Here is a 13,279-nt window from a genome sequence, read left to right on the forward strand (position 1 = left end):
TCGCCCGGGCATTCTGCTTACCCCTGCTGCTCCAGGGCATACTTATACAGGGCGTTTTTCTTCACGCCGTGGATTTCCGCGGCCAGAGCGGCCGCTTTTTTTAGCGGCAGCTCGGCCTGCAGCAGGGCCAGGGTACGCAGCGCTACCGCCGGCAGCGCCTCTTCCTGCGCTTTAAAACCTTCTACGATCAGCACCATCTCGCCTTTACGGCGATTTTCGTCCTCTTTCACCCATGCCAGCAGCTCGCCAATTGGCGCCCCGTGAATCGATTCCCAGGTTTTGGTCAGCTCGCGCGCCAGCACCACGTAGCGGGACTCGCCCAGCACGATACAAATATCTTCCAGGCTTTCCAGCAGGCGGTGGGTGGATTCATAAAAAATAATCGTCCGCGGTTCTTCTTCCAGCGCCTTCAGCGTATCGCGACGCCCTTTGGATTTGGCGGGCAAAAAGCCTTCATAGCAGAAACGATCCGAAGGCAGGCCGGCTGCGCTTAGCGCCGCAATCGCCGCACAGGGTCCGGGCAGCGGCACCACGCGGATATTGGCCTCGCGGCAGGTGCGCACCAGATGATAGCCGGGATCATTAATCAGCGGCGTTCCGGCGTCGGAAACCAGCGCGATGTTTTGCCCCGCTTTAAGCTTCGCGACCAGCGTTTCCGCCTTTTGCTGCTCATTGTGGTCATGAAGCGCGAATAATCGGGCGTTGATCGCAAAATGCTGCAGCAGCAAACCGGTATGACGGGTATCTTCCGCCGCAACTAAATCAACGGCTTGCAGCACTTCCAGCGCGCGCTGCGTGATATCAGACAGATTCCCTATCGGAGTGGGTACAATAAAGAGCTGTCCCTGAGAATTATCTGCTGATTCGTGTTGTTTCATTGTCTCGTCCGTATTGCCGAATTAATATTGAGCATTGAGCCAAAAAAATATCACTGGATACATATGGTACCGTCAACATTTCTTCGTTCTAAACCCGTGCGTTGTCTGCCCGTACTGCTGGCCGCTCTGATCTTTGCTGGCTGCGGCACCCATACCCCGGACCAAAGCACGGCATATTTGCAGGGTACGGCCCAGGCTGACTCCAGTTACTATCTGCAACAGATGCAGCAAAGCGCGAATGATAGCAAGACCAACTGGCAATTACTTGCCATTCGTGCACTGCTGAAGGAAGGTAAGAAACCGCAGGCGATTGATCTATTCAATCAGCTGCCATCTAATCTCAACGCCGCGCAAAGCCGCGAAAGATCGCTGCTGGCGGTTGAAGTGAAGCTGGCGCAGAACGATTTCCAGGGCGCGCAGACGCTGCTCAGCAAGCTCGACCCGGCAAGCCTTGAGCAGAATCAGCAGCCCCGCTACTGGCAGGCGCAAATTGACGCCAGCCAGGGTCAACCCTCGCTGAACCTGCTGCGGGCCCTGATTGCCCAGCAGTCGCTGTTAAGCCTGCCTGCGCAAAAGCAGAAAAACATCGACGCGACCTGGAAAGCGCTCACCGCCATGACCAAAGATCAGGCCAACGCGCTGGTCATTAACGCCGACGAGAACGTCCTGCAGGGCTGGCTGGACCTGCAGCGCATGTGGTTTGATAACCGCAACGACCCGACGATGCTCAAGGCGGGTGTGAAAGACTGGCAGACCCGCTATCCGCAAAACCCGGGGGCGAAGATGCTCCCGACGCAGTTAGTGAATATGCAGAACTACCAGGCCGCATCGACCAATAAAATCGCCCTGCTGCTGCCGCTAAACGGCCAGGCGGCGATTTTTGGCCGCACCATCCAGCAGGGCTTTGAAGCGGCGAAGAACGGCGCGCCTGCCGTTGCAGGAAGCGCGGTTCCCGCCCAGGTCGCCCAGGCGGCGAATGTTGCCGAAAGCACGGTGATCAGCCCATCGCAGGCGGAGGTTACCGATCTGACGACGACCAATAACGCCCAGACCCCGGTACAGGCGCCAGCGGCCGACCAGGCGCAACCCGCGGCGCCGGTCACCGCGCCAGCTGCAGTACAAGCCCCGACGCCGGAGGCTACCAGCCAACCGACGGAAGCGCCGCAGGCTCAGGCCGTCGCCGCAACGCCAGCCAACCCTTCGGCAGAACTGAAAATCTACGATACGACCACTCAGCCAATGAGCCAGCTGCTGGCCCAGGTGCAGCAGGACGGCGCGACCATCGTTGTCGGTCCGCTGCTGAAAGATAACGTCGAAGATGTCATCAAGAGTAATACCTCGCTGAACGTGCTGGCGCTCAATCAGCCGGAGAAAGTCGAAAGCCGAGCCAATATCTGCTATTTCGCCCTCTCGCCGGAAGATGAAGCCCGTGACGCGGCGCATCACATTCACGATCAAGGCAAACAGACTCCGCTGCTGCTGGTGCCGCGCGGCGCCCTGGGCGATCGGGTCGTTACCGCCTTCGCCAACGAGTGGCTGAAGCTGGGGGGCGGTACGGTGCTGCAACAGCGTCTGGGCTCCACCGCCGAGCTGCGCGGCAGCGTCAACAGCGGTATTTCGCTAAGCGGTACGCCGGTCTCAACCCTACCGTCAGGGCAGGACAGCGCCCTGGGCAGCCCGAGCGATATGCCGGTCAGCAGCACTGGCGGCGTCGACGCCGCGTATATTCTGGCCACGCCGGAACAAATCGCCTACATCAAGCCGATGATCGCCCTGCGTAACGGCAGCCAGAGCGGCGTGACGCTGTACGCCAGCTCTCGCAGCGCCCAGGGGACTTCCGGCCCGGACTTCCGCCTGGAAATGGAAGGCCTGCAATATAGCGAGATCCCGATGCTGGCAGGAAGTAACCCGGCCCTGCAGCAGCAGGCGCTGGCCGCCGTTCGTAACGATTACTCGCTGGCGCGTCTGTACGCCATGGGCGCCGACGCCTGGTCGCTGGCCAACCATTTCTCGCAGATGCGCCAGGTTCCCGGCTTTGAACTGAACGGCAATACTGGCGATCTCACGGCCACGCAGGATTGCGTGATCAACAGGAAACTGTCATGGCTCAAATACCAGGGTGGGCAAATCGTCGCGGCCAACTAAGTAAACAGACCGGCGACGCCTGGGAAATCCAGGCGCGCCGCTGGCTGGAGAGCCAGGGTCTGCGTTTTATCGCCGCCAACGTCCGCGAGCGCGGCGGCGAGATAGACCTCATCATGCGCGACGGCAGCATCACCGTCTTTATCGAAGTACGCTATCGTCGCAGCGCAAACTACGGCGATGCCGCCTCCAGCGTCACGCCGCAAAAGCAACAACGACTGCTCAAAGCCGCGCGTCTGTGGCTCTGCCGACAGAATGGGAGCTTTGAGACTGTGGATTGCCGTTTCGATGTGGTAGCCTTCACCGGAAACGACATCCAGTGGCTAAAAAACGCCTTTGGCGAATAGCGTAAACGAATTAAGGGATCCCGTGCTCGACAGAATCAAAGCCTGCTTCACCGAAAGCATTCAAACCCAAATTGCAGCAGCGGAAGCACTCCCGGACGCCATCTCCCGTGCGGCGATGACGCTCGTTCAGTCGCTGCTGAACGGCAACAAAATCCTCTGTTGTGGTAATGGCACTTCCGCCGCCAACGCACAGCATTTTGCTGCCAGTATGATTAACCGTTTTGAAACAGAGCGTCCTGGTTTACCCGCCATTGCACTAAATACCGATAATGTGGTCTTAACCGCAATTGCCAACGATCGCCTGCATGACGAAATCTATGCTAAGCAGGTGCGTGCGTTGGGACACGCCGGCGACGTGCTGCTGGCTATTTCTACGCGCGGCAACAGCCGGGACATCGTGAAAGCCGTGGAAGCGGCGGTCACCCGCGATATGACTATCGTGGCGTTAACCGGTTATGACGGCGGTGAACTGGCTGGCCTGTTAGGGCAGCAGGACGTCGAAATCCGCATTCCCTCGCATCGCAGCGCGCGAATTCAGGAAATGCACATGCTCACCGTCAACTGTCTGTGCGATTTGATCGATAACACGCTTTTTCCACACCAGGACGATTAAGGAGAACACATGAAGGCTCTCTCGCCCCTCGCCATTCTGCTGTCTGCGCTACTGCTTCAGGGATGCGTTGCTGCCGCGGTAGTCGGAACGGCAGCTGTCGGCACTAAAGCCGCGACGGACCCGCGTACGGTAGGTACTCAGGTGGACGACAGCACGCTGGAGCTGCGCGTCAACAGCGCGCTGTCGAAAGATGAACAAATCAAGAAACAGGCTCGCATCAACGTGACCGCCTATCAGGGCAAAGTCCTGCTGACCGGGCAGTCCCCAACGTCCGATCTCTCCGCGCGCGCGAAGCAAATCGCTATGGGCGTAGAAGGGACAACGGAGGTGTTTAACGAAGTGCGTCAGGGCCAGCCGATCGGCTTAGGCACCGCGTCTTCGGATACCTGGATCACCACCAAAGTCCGCTCCCAACTGCTGGGTACCGACCAGGTGAAATCCTCTAACGTGAAGGTGACAACCGAAAACGGTGAAGTGTTCCTGATGGGGCTGGTTACCGACCGTGAAGGTCGCGCGGCGGCGGATATCGCCAGCCGGGTGAGCGGCGTGTCTCGCGTCACCACCGCCTTTACCTATATCAAGTAAGCGTTCTGCCTCCCGGCCTGCGCTACGCTAAGCCGGGCTACGGGTTCACCGTTGGCTGTGGGCCGGTAGCCCGGACAGGCGCGCAAAGCCGCCTCCGGTAAGATCATCAGAGTAAAGCGACGCCCCCAACCACCGCACCGCACAGCGCCACCAGCCCGCCGGTCAGCCACAGCGCCTTCGCCGGGAACGCTTTACGCAGCATAATCAGTGACGGTACGCTAACAGCAGGCAGCGTAATCAGCAGCGCCAGCGCGGGCGCCACGCCCATTCCAGCCAGCATCATGGTCTGCACAATTGGGATCTCCGCCGCCGTCGGTATGACAAACAGGCAGCCGGCAATCGCCATGGCAATCACCCAGAACAGCGTATTATCCACCACGCCATCAGCGTGAGGGAATAGCCACACGCGCGCGGCGCCCAGCACCAGAACCGCCAGAATATAAACCGGGATGGTATTCCAGAACAGCGTCCACAGCGCGCGCAGCCAGCGGCTGAAGAAGGCGCCCTGCGCGGTTTCCGCAGACAATTCCGGCACATCTGCGGGCTGCGTCGCCGCTTCTTTCACCCATTTCTGCACCAGCGTGGCGACCACCAGTACGGTCGCCAGTCCGGCCAGCAGGCGAATTAGCGCGAACTGCCAGCCCAGCACGAAGCCCATAAACACCAGCGTCGCCGGGTTGAGCAACGGATTGCCCAGCCAGAATGCCAGCGCGCCGCCCATGGATACCTGCTGTTTACGCATGCCCGCCGCCACCGGCGCGGCGCAGCAGGTACACATCATCCCCGGCAGAGAGAACGCGGCCCCTAGTAGCGTGCCGCGAAAGCGCGACTGGCCCAACGTGCGCAGCAGCCAGTCACGTGGGATCAGCACCTGAATAAGCGATCCCAGCAGCACGCCTAATACCGCTGCTTTCCATACCGCCAGAAAATAGACCAGCGCGTAATCCCAGGCCGCAGCGAAAGGATTTGCGTCACCGTTAGCGAGGATAGATTTACCGATACTGTGCGTCTCGGCGGCGGTAAAAGCTTTGCCGTAGTAGGGCTGCCATTTGACGAACCACAGGCCGACGATAACGACGAGAAAAAAGAGCGCGGGCTTCCACCATTGAAACGGTGCTGCCGCCTGAGATGAAGACTGACCAGCCATAGCATTCCCCAGGGAGTGTCATGTTAAATTGAGGCCATGAATACTACGCTTTCAGGGAAATTTTGGAAATTATTAATCCCCTGACCGCGCCGCTCTCTCACGAAGCTGCGATGACGAGAGAATCTGTACGCCTTCATGCGTTGGCGATAGCGCCTCCGCGAGCAATGCGCTCGCCACGTCCCGCGCGTCTATCGATTTCAGGTTCCCCGGCAGGAGGCGGAAGAGCGGCGCAAACAGGGTCTCGCTGGTCCGCTGCTTTTCGCGTTCGCCTATCAGCATGGACGGGCGAGCAATGGTCAACCGCGGCCACTGCTGCGCAATCAGCGCCTCTTCCATCTCGCCTTTTACCCGATTGTAGAAAAAGGGCGAATGCGCGTTCGCCCCCATCGCGCTGACCACCAGCATATGCTGCGCGCCCAGCCTTTTCCCCACCAGCGCGGTATCAATAACCAGCGTATAATCGGCATGCACAAACGCCTCTTTGCTCCCCGCCTCCCGGCGGGTAGTTCCCAGGCAGCAGAAAACGATATCGATCGGATCGATCACCTGCGCCAGAGCATCCGTGAGCTGCGGATCGTGCGGGTTAAACACGCCGGCGATATCGGCCAGCGGTCGACGCGTGGGCGCGGCAATGGATTTAATCGCCGGCGCGTTAAGCAGCATTCGTAGTAAGTGACCACCAACTAACCCGGTCGCCCCCGTTAACAGTACCTGACTCATCGAAACTCCTTTGCAGACTTTTCTATGTTGCGATCCCAGCCTCATGTTCCAGACTTAATACTCTACGAGGTAATTATCCATCATCATCAAGGAAATGCCTCATTCCACACCGAAACACTGGAGGAAGAATGAGTAAGAAGATAGCCGTATTAATTACCGACGACTTTGAAGATTCAGAATTTACCTCACCGGCTGACGCCTACCGTCTGGCCGGCCACGAGGTGGTCACGATTGAAAAACAGGCGGGGAAGAAGGTAAAGGGGAAAAAAGGGGAAGCCGAAGTTGTTATCGATAAAGCTATTGATGACGTCAGCCCTGCCGACTTCGACGCCCTGCTGCTGCCGGGCGGATATTCACCGGACTCGCTGCGCGGCGACCAACGCTTTGTCACCTTCACCCGCGACTTTGTCAACAGCGGCAAACCGGTCTTCGCCATCTGCCATGGTCCGCAGCTGTTGATTAGCGCCGATGTGATTCGCGGGCGTAAGCTGACGGCCGTGAAGCCTATCGTTGTCGACGTGAAAAACGCCGGCGGCGAATTCTATGACCAGGAAGTGGTTATCGACAACGAGCAGCTGGTGACCAGCCGAACCCCGGACGACCTGCCGGCGTTTAATCGTGAAGCCTTACGCCTGCTCGGCGCCTGATTCACGCAGCCAGTGCAGCTTTTTACCAAAGCCCAGCGTGTTATCGGTGAACTTGATCTCATCGGGACGAATCTCCCAGACGGGCGCCGATAGCATGCGGGCCACCGGAAAACGGCTGACGTAGCGCTTACGCATCGCCGCCTCTTCTTCCCCGGCCAGGCGGCGAATTTTGCCTTTAAACTGCACGCCGCGGATCAGCGCGACGGTCTTCGGCTGGCCGTTGACCGTCCCGGCTACGTTGGCGCCTTCCCCGGTCATTTGGCCATGGCGCGTTTTTTCATCGCTGAGCAGATAAAATGCGACCTGCTGCGGGTCATAGACGTAAAAGGCGTTGGCGCACCACAGCTCGTCATCGCGGGCGACGCACCAGGTCACGACGTGCTGTTTGCCCAGCCAGCGGCTGATAGCAGCGAGCGTATCCATCTTTACTCTCCAGTATGTTATGGTGCTCACACCTTAACATAGCGATCTCTGTACCGTGTGCTGGTTTCTCTATCTGATTCGTACCGCCGATAATCGCCTCTATACCGGGATTACCACCGATGTTGCACGCCGCTTTTGCCAGCACCAGGACGGCAAGGGCGCGAAAGCGCTGCGTGGCAAAGGAGAGCTTCAGCTGGCCTTTAACAAAGAAGTTGGTGAACGCTCACTAGCGTTGCGTCTTGAATATCGTATCAAGCAGCTAACGAAGCGCCAGAAAGAGCGCCTCGTTGCCGGGGACGGATCATTTGAGGCTCTGCTGGAAAGCCTCAGAAGCGGTTAAAGTGGTCGCTATATTCGACCAGCCCGCTCACGCCGTTCAGCGCGTCATCGGCCAGACGATGAACCTGGAAAGCCTCGGCGCTATCGGGCCAGCGGCAGCGCAGGTCGAAACGCGCCGCGGGTTCAAAGCCCAGACGGCCATAGAGTGCCGGATCGCCAAGCGTCACGACGGCGGCATAGCCAAACTCGTTCAGGGAATCGAGCCCTTCATAGACCAGCTGACGCCCGATGCCCTGGCCGCGGTAGCTTTCATCGACCGCCAGCGGAGCCAGTCCGACCCACTGCAGCTCTTCGCCTTCGACGGCGACCGGGCTAAAAGCCACGTAGCCTACGACCTGGCCTTCGTCATCCGTCGCCACCACGCCCAGCGTGATCAGACCATCTTCACGTAGACTGTGCACCAGCTGCGCTTCCGCGTCGCCGCCGAAGGTACGACGCAATAAAGCATCGATTCCCGGCGCATCAATCCCAATCTCTACTCGAATCAGCATGCCTCACCTACCGATGTCTGTTCAGGTTTCTGCGGGCCTTTCAGACCAGCTTCAACAAAGTCCGCCAGCTGCAGCAGCATGATGCGCAGCGCCTTTGGCATCTGCTCCAGCTCAATGGCATCCATCAGGTTTTTTACATACAGTCCCAGCTCGGTATCGCCTTCGATAACCAGGCGACGCTGGAAGAACAGCGTATCCGGATCCTGCTTACGCGCCGCAATCATCAGCAGGTCGCTGGCGTCAGCGCTGAAGCTGACGTCCGCTTCGGCCGCAGGGCTGACCACCAGACGCCCATCAACCACCGAGGTATACCACAGCAGACCGATGTCACGCACATGAATACTTAACCAGCGCCCCTCGAGAAAATCCAGTTCCCCATCCGCCAGCGCCTGGCGAAATTGCCAGCTTAATACTTGTTCCAGCACCTGGCGCTTGAGGGCAAATGGCGCCAGCTTAACCGGCACGCTCATCATCGACGGGCCAAAGTGAACCAGTTTGGAACGCAGTTTATCCAACACAAGCTTTACTCCATGAATGCAATAGTTCATCTATTGTGCCATATCAAATAAACGACATAGCGGCGTAAATCAACAAAATCACGATGCCGGGCCGCTGGTATTGATCCCGCCAATACGCTTTTAACTGCCTCAAATCAAAAATTGTCACCAGAAGGTTAACTAAAATCCCAGCTCATTAACCATCCAGCGTCCCTGACGGGCCGCGTTTTTCAGGAAAAATTATGGAGCTGCTCTGCCCAGCCGGTAACCTTCCGGCGCTTAAGGCGGCCATCGAAAACGGCGCCGATGCCGTCTATATCGGGCTGAAAGATGACACCAACGCCCGCCACTTTGCCGGCCTTAATTTCACCGAAAAGAAACTGCAGGAAGCCGTCAGCTTTGTGCACCAGCATCGTCGCAAACTGCATATTGCCATTAACACCTTCGCTCATCCTGATGGTTATGCCCGCTGGCAGCGCGCGGTCGACATGGCGGCGCAGCTGGGCGCCGATGCGCTGATCCTCGCCGATATCGCGATGCTGGAATACGCCGCCGAGCGTTACCCGCATATTGAGCGTCACGTTTCCGTTCAGGCTTCGGCCACCAACGAAGAGGCGGTGAAGTTTTATCATCGCAATTTCGACGTCGCCCGCGTGGTGCTGCCGCGCGTGCTGTCGATTCACCAGGTCAAACAGCTGGCGCGCGTCACGCCGGTGCCGCTGGAGGTTTTCGCCTTCGGTAGCCTGTGCATTATGGCGGAAGGACGCTGTTACCTTTCCTCCTACCTCACCGGCGAATCGCCGAATACCGTCGGCGCCTGTTCGCCGGCGCGCTTCGTGCGCTGGCAACAAACGCCGCAGGGCCTGGAATCACGCCTTAACGAAGTGTTGATCGACCGCTACCGGGATGGTGAAAACGCCGGTTATCCCACTCTCTGTAAAGGGCGTTATCTGGTCGACGGCGAGCGCTATCACGCGCTGGAAGAACCCACCAGCCTGAATACCCTGGAGCTGCTGCCGGAGTTGATGGCGGCAAATATTGCCTCGGTGAAAATCGAGGGCCGCCAGCGCAGCCCGGCCTACGTTACCCAAGTGGCGAAAGTCTGGCGTCAGGCGATCGATCGCTGCAAAGCCGATCCGCAAAACTTCGTGCCGCAGTCCGCGTGGATGGAAACCCTCGGTTCCATGTCCGAGGGGACGCAAACCACCCTTGGCGCCTATCACCGTAAATGGCAGTGAGAACAGCAATGAAATATTCATTAGGGCCGGTGCTTTATTACTGGCCAAAAGAGACGCTGGAAAATTTTTATCAGCAGGCGGCAAGCTGCAGCGCGGATACGATTTACCTCGGCGAAGCGGTATGCAGCAAACGTCGCGCCACCAAAGTCGGCGACTGGATCGACATGGCAAAAGCGCTGGCGGGAAGCGGTAAACAGGTGGTGCTTTCTACCCTCGCGCTAGTGCAGGCCTCCTCTGAGCTGGGCGAACTTAAACGCTATGTCGATAACGGCGAGTTTCTGATTGAAGCCAGCGATCTCGGGGTCGTCAACCTGTGCGCGGAACGTAAGCTGCCGTTCGTCGCCGGCCATGCGCTCAACTGCTACAACGCCGTCACCCTGCGCCTGCTGCTCAAGCAAGGTATGGTGCGCTGGTGTATGCCGGTTGAGCTTTCCCGTGACTGGCTGGCGAACTTGCTGACCCAGTGTGACGACCTGGGCATCCGCCATCAGTTTGAAGTGGAGGTGCTCAGCTATGGCCACCTGCCGCTGGCCTACTCCGCCCGCTGCTTTACCGCGCGCTCGGAAGACCGGCCTAAAGATGAATGTGAAACCTGCTGCATCAAATACCCTAATGGGCGCGACGTGCTCTCGCAGGAGCAGCAGCAGGTATTCGTCCTCAACGGCATTCAGACCATGAGCGGCTACGTCTACAACCTCGGGAATGAGCTCAGCACCATGAACGGGCTGGTGGATATGGTTCGCCTGTCGCCGCTCGGCAGCGAGACCTTCGCGATGCTGGAGGCCTTCCGCGCCAATGAAAACGGCGCTGCGCCGCTGCCGCTGACGGCGAACAGCGACTGCAACGGCTACTGGCGACGGCTGGCCGGACTGGAATTGCAGAGCTGATTAACCGCTCACTTTGTTAATGGCTATCGCTGCTTTTTAATGCACTATTAAAGATGCAGCTTTTCTGGCAGGCGTATCACGGATACGCCTGGCTGGAAGAAGACCTTCAATCTGATGACGATGCTGTAGCAAAGTGAGCCTTTATGACTGACAAACCTGTTTCGTTCTCGGTGCTCGATCTGGCGCCGATCCCGCAAGGTTCTTCCGCAAAGGAAGCCTTCTCCCACTCTTTAGACCTGGCGCAGCTGGCGGAAAAGCGCGGTTATCACCGCTACTGGCTGGCCGAGCACCATAATATGGTCGGTATCGCCAGCGCCGCGACTTCGGTGCTGATTGGCTACCTTGCCGCGAATACCACCACTCTTCATCTTGGCTCCGGCGGCGTGATGCTGCCGAATCATTCGCCGCTGGTAATTGCCGAGCAGTTCGGCACGCTCAATACGCTGTACCCAGGACGTATCGATCTCGGCCTTGGCCGCGCGCCGGGCAGCGATCAGCCAACCATGCGCGCGCTGCGTCGCCATATGAGCGGCGATGTCGATAACTTCCCGCGCGACGTCGCGGAGCTGGTGGACTGGTTCGACGCCCGCGATCCTAATCCGCACGTGCGCCCGGTTCCCGGCTATGGCGAGAAGATCCCGGTCTGGCTGCTCGGCTCAAGCTTGTACAGCGCCCAGCTGGCGGCGCAGCTTGGGCTGCCGTTCGCCTTTGCCTCGCACTTCGCCCCGGATATGCTTTTCCAGGCCCTGCACCTCTACCGCACCCACTTCCAGCCGTCAGAACGGTTAGAGAAGCCGTACGCGATGGTGTGCATTAATATTATTGCCGCCGACAGCGACAGAGATGCGGAGTTTCTGTTTACCTCTATGCAGCAGGCGTTCGTCAAACTGCGCCGCGGCGAAACCGGGCAGCTGCCGCCGCCGGTGCAAAATATGCATCAACTGTGGTCCGCTTCAGAGCAGTATGGCGTCCAAAAGGCGCTGAGCATGTCGCTGGTCGGCGATAAAACCAAAATCCGCCACGGGCTGGAATCGATCCTGCGGGAAACCCAGGCCGATGAAATCATGGTCAACGGCCAAATCTTCGATCATCAGGCGCGCCTGCATTCATTTGATTTGGCGATGCAGGTGAAAGAAGCGCTTCTCGGATAGTGAGCAATGCGGCATTTTTGCCGCATTTTTTTCCGCCTGAATGACAATCTGTGACCCACCTCATTCTTCTCGCGCCATTTCCCTCATCTGGTTACGTTAAGCGTAATTACGTTACCCCGAGCGTAATTGTTCTCTAAAAAGAGCGATGTTACTTTCTCTCTTGTTTTACTTTTCATAAATGCACGCCTCAAAGAGAACCGCCATGAGCCAACCAACAGCCAGTGCGATAAGGATCGGTGAGTGCTTATTAAAAGCGCTATTAATGGAAGTTTGCGCCTGGCCGAAACCCGGCCTGGTGACGCCGCACTCGCAGGGCGCACATGACGATATGGATATATGGCTTTTTATTACCAGTAGTTCTGCCATAGCGCCCTGTTTTTATGCTTGCGCGCAGGCCGGTGAATATCATCAGGGTGCGCTGGCAGATTTATTTCCCCAAATACGTCTTATCGGTATTGAATACGAATCCAGGCTGCTGCAATCCACCCGCCAGATAAATACTCAGCGCGGCATACTCTTTGCCGGAGCCGTTCTGGCAGCGGCCGCAGGCTGGCTGAAAGGTCAGAGACAGCCGCTTTCCAGCGAGTCATTAAGTCAGTGCGTCGCCGGGCTCTGCCTCGATCTCTGCCGCAACGATTTTGCGGCGCTCGCTCATCGTTCACCGAGAACCCACGGTGAAAAACTGTATCTGGCGTTTGGCGTCACAGGCGTTCGCGGCGAGGCAGAACGGGGCTTTCCGCTGGTCTGCCGTATTGGTCTCCCAACCCTGCGCCAGGCGCTCTCGCTGAGATTTAGCTGGCGTGAAGCACTGGTACATACGCTGCTCGCGCTAATGGCGCACTGCGATGATACGACGGTACTTTCGCGCGCAGGCCCCCCTGCGCTGCACGAAATGAAACATCGCGCGCAGCGCCTGGTCAACCTGGGAGGAATGAGCCACCCCGGCATAGAACATGAGCTCAACGAATTTAATGCATGGTGCGTGGACAAATGGGTCAGTCCGGGCGGGTCGGCAGATTTATTAGCGCTGACCCTGGCGATGTATTTTCTTTGCTATCAATTGCAAGAGGTCCCTAACGAGGAAGATATATGAGTATCTATTTATATACATTATTAACTTATGCCATGACGATTTTTATTTCGTTTGCCGTGGTCGGAGTAATTGTTGGCGTTA

16 protein-coding genes are annotated in these 13,279 nt (G+C 58.1%); 10 read left to right on the forward strand and 6 right to left on the reverse strand.

Translation table 11 applies throughout. From position 1 onward, the window contains the following. Positions 1–17 precede the first annotated feature (17 nt). On the reverse strand, positions 18–878 hold the full coding sequence (gene rsmI / locus KCG39_RS15315) for a 16S rRNA (cytidine(1402)-2'-O)-methyltransferase (RefSeq protein WP_123828727.1): 861 nt from the start codon (positions 876–878) through the stop codon (positions 18–20). Between the two features lie 63 nt (positions 879–941). Between rsmI and KCG39_RS15320 the strand changes: the two genes are divergently transcribed. Genes KCG39_RS15320 through dolP form a run of 4 tightly spaced genes read left to right on the forward strand, consistent with a single transcriptional unit; the run spans position 942 to position 4,565 of the window. Continuing rightward, complete coding sequence (locus tag KCG39_RS15320; RefSeq protein ID WP_004125572.1) at positions 942–3,023, forward strand: penicillin-binding protein activator; 2,082 nt, start codon at positions 942–944, stop codon at positions 3,021–3,023. Then, on the forward strand, positions 2,981–3,367 hold the full coding sequence (locus tag KCG39_RS15325) for a YraN family protein (RefSeq protein ID WP_049115747.1): 387 nt from the start codon (positions 2,981–2,983) through the stop codon (positions 3,365–3,367). The genes KCG39_RS15320 and KCG39_RS15325 overlap by 43 nt, the downstream gene beginning before the upstream one ends. Positions 3,368–3,389: 22 nt before the next feature. Then, positions 3,390–3,980, forward strand: coding sequence for a DnaA initiator-associating protein DiaA (diaA, locus tag KCG39_RS15330; RefSeq protein ID WP_002918211.1), 591 nt, complete (start codon positions 3,390–3,392; stop codon positions 3,978–3,980). A gap of 9 nt (positions 3,981–3,989) precedes the next feature. Next, a complete protein-coding gene (gene dolP, locus KCG39_RS15335) occupies positions 3,990–4,565 on the forward strand; it encodes a division/outer membrane stress-associated lipid-binding lipoprotein (RefSeq protein ID WP_004125578.1) in 576 nt (191 codons plus the stop codon). Between the two features lie 106 nt (positions 4,566–4,671). On the opposite strand, the gene KCG39_RS15340 is transcribed toward dolP, so the two are convergent. Further along, positions 4,672–5,712 (reverse strand): permease, encoded by a 1,041-nt coding sequence (locus KCG39_RS15340; RefSeq protein ID WP_004125581.1) that lies wholly within the window; start codon positions 5,710–5,712, stop codon positions 4,672–4,674. 72 nt (positions 5,713–5,784) lie between these two features. Further along, positions 5,785–6,432, reverse strand: coding sequence for an NAD(P)H-binding protein (locus tag KCG39_RS15345; RefSeq protein ID WP_004125583.1), 648 nt, complete (start codon positions 6,430–6,432; stop codon positions 5,785–5,787). A 128-nt stretch (positions 6,433–6,560) separates the two neighbouring features. Between KCG39_RS15345 and KCG39_RS15350 the strand changes: the two genes are divergently transcribed. Further along, the gene (locus KCG39_RS15350; RefSeq protein WP_004125585.1) at positions 6,561–7,079 is read left to right on the forward strand and encodes a type 1 glutamine amidotransferase domain-containing protein; all 519 of its coding nucleotides are present in this window, start codon (positions 6,561–6,563) and stop codon (positions 7,077–7,079) included. On the opposite strand, the gene KCG39_RS15355 is transcribed toward KCG39_RS15350, so the two are convergent. Beyond that, positions 7,059–7,502 carry a YhbP family protein gene (locus KCG39_RS15355; RefSeq protein ID WP_004139879.1) on the reverse strand — a complete coding sequence of 148 codons (444 nt, stop codon included), beginning with the start codon at positions 7,500–7,502 and terminating at the stop codon, positions 7,059–7,061. The two genes, KCG39_RS15350 and KCG39_RS15355, sit on opposite strands and share 21 nt — an antisense overlap. Positions 7,503–7,557: 55 nt before the next feature. Between KCG39_RS15355 and KCG39_RS15360 the strand changes: the two genes are divergently transcribed. Then, the gene (locus KCG39_RS15360) at positions 7,558–7,842 is read left to right on the forward strand and encodes a GIY-YIG nuclease family protein (protein WP_142468347.1); all 285 of its coding nucleotides are present in this window, start codon (positions 7,558–7,560) and stop codon (positions 7,840–7,842) included. Here KCG39_RS15360 and KCG39_RS15365 read toward each other — a convergent pair. Both KCG39_RS15365 and ubiT read right to left on the reverse strand, forming a co-directional pair. Then, a complete protein-coding gene (locus KCG39_RS15365; RefSeq protein ID WP_004125592.1) occupies positions 7,829–8,332 on the reverse strand; it encodes a GNAT family N-acetyltransferase in 504 nt (167 codons plus the stop codon). The two genes, KCG39_RS15360 and KCG39_RS15365, sit on opposite strands and share 14 nt — an antisense overlap. After that, positions 8,326–8,850 carry a ubiquinone anaerobic biosynthesis accessory factor UbiT gene (gene ubiT, locus KCG39_RS15370; protein ID WP_004125595.1) on the reverse strand — a complete coding sequence of 175 codons (525 nt, stop codon included), beginning with the start codon at positions 8,848–8,850 and terminating at the stop codon, positions 8,326–8,328. Before ubiT ends, KCG39_RS15365 begins: the two co-directional genes overlap by 7 nt. Before the next feature lie 221 nt (positions 8,851–9,071). On the opposite strand from ubiT, the gene ubiU reads away from it, so the two are divergent. From ubiU to KCG39_RS15390, 4 genes are all read left to right on the forward strand, one after another. Continuing rightward, positions 9,072–10,067, forward strand: a complete 996-nt coding sequence (gene ubiU / locus KCG39_RS15375) for a ubiquinone anaerobic biosynthesis protein UbiU (protein ID WP_004125598.1) — start codon at positions 9,072–9,074, stop codon at positions 10,065–10,067. Positions 10,068–10,075: 8 nt separating this feature from the next. Next, a complete protein-coding gene (locus KCG39_RS15380; RefSeq protein WP_004125600.1) occupies positions 10,076–10,954 on the forward strand; it encodes a U32 family peptidase in 879 nt (292 codons plus the stop codon). 143 nt (positions 10,955–11,097) lie between these two features. Then, positions 11,098–12,105 carry a luciferase-like monooxygenase gene (locus tag KCG39_RS15385; protein ID WP_004125603.1) on the forward strand — a complete coding sequence of 336 codons (1,008 nt, stop codon included), beginning with the start codon at positions 11,098–11,100 and terminating at the stop codon, positions 12,103–12,105. Positions 12,106–12,307: 202 nt separating this feature from the next. Next, positions 12,308–13,198, forward strand: coding sequence for a triphosphoribosyl-dephospho-CoA synthase (locus KCG39_RS15390; protein WP_004125607.1), 891 nt, complete (start codon positions 12,308–12,310; stop codon positions 13,196–13,198). Positions 13,199–13,279: the final 81 nt, after the last annotated feature.

Source organism: Klebsiella pasteurii (assembly GCF_018139045.1).
Lineage (GTDB): Bacteria > Pseudomonadota > Gammaproteobacteria > Enterobacterales > Enterobacteriaceae > Klebsiella > Klebsiella grimontii.

Excerpts from the sequence above, each read along its gene's own strand:
- dolP (WP_004125578.1), top strand. The coding sequence starts at position 3,990 with ATGAAGGCTCTCTCGCCCCTCGCCATTCTGCTGTCTGCGCTACTGCTT.
- rsmI (WP_123828727.1), bottom strand. The coding sequence starts at position 878 with ATGAAACAACACGAATCAGCAGATAATTCTCAGGGACAGCTCTTTATT.
- KCG39_RS15340 (WP_004125581.1), bottom strand. The coding sequence starts at position 5,712 with ATGGCTGGTCAGTCTTCATCTCAGGCGGCAGCACCGTTTCAATGGTGG.
- KCG39_RS15355 (WP_004139879.1), bottom strand. The coding sequence starts at position 7,502 with ATGGATACGCTCGCTGCTATCAGCCGCTGGCTGGGCAAACAGCACGTC.
- KCG39_RS15350 (WP_004125585.1), top strand. The coding sequence starts at position 6,561 with ATGAGTAAGAAGATAGCCGTATTAATTACCGACGACTTTGAAGATTCA.
- KCG39_RS15380 (WP_004125600.1), top strand. The coding sequence starts at position 10,076 with ATGAAATATTCATTAGGGCCGGTGCTTTATTACTGGCCAAAAGAGACG.
- KCG39_RS15345 (WP_004125583.1), bottom strand. The coding sequence starts at position 6,432 with ATGAGTCAGGTACTGTTAACGGGGGCGACCGGGTTAGTTGGTGGTCAC.
- KCG39_RS15385 (WP_004125603.1), top strand. The coding sequence starts at position 11,098 with ATGACTGACAAACCTGTTTCGTTCTCGGTGCTCGATCTGGCGCCGATC.
- KCG39_RS15325 (WP_049115747.1), top strand. The coding sequence starts at position 2,981 with ATGGCTCAAATACCAGGGTGGGCAAATCGTCGCGGCCAACTAAGTAAA.
- KCG39_RS15390 (WP_004125607.1), top strand. The coding sequence starts at position 12,308 with ATGAGCCAACCAACAGCCAGTGCGATAAGGATCGGTGAGTGCTTATTA.
- KCG39_RS15320 (WP_004125572.1), top strand. The coding sequence starts at position 942 with ATGGTACCGTCAACATTTCTTCGTTCTAAACCCGTGCGTTGTCTGCCC.
- KCG39_RS15365 (WP_004125592.1), bottom strand. The coding sequence starts at position 8,332 with ATGCTGATTCGAGTAGAGATTGGGATTGATGCGCCGGGAATCGATGCT.
- ubiU (WP_004125598.1), top strand. The coding sequence starts at position 9,072 with ATGGAGCTGCTCTGCCCAGCCGGTAACCTTCCGGCGCTTAAGGCGGCC.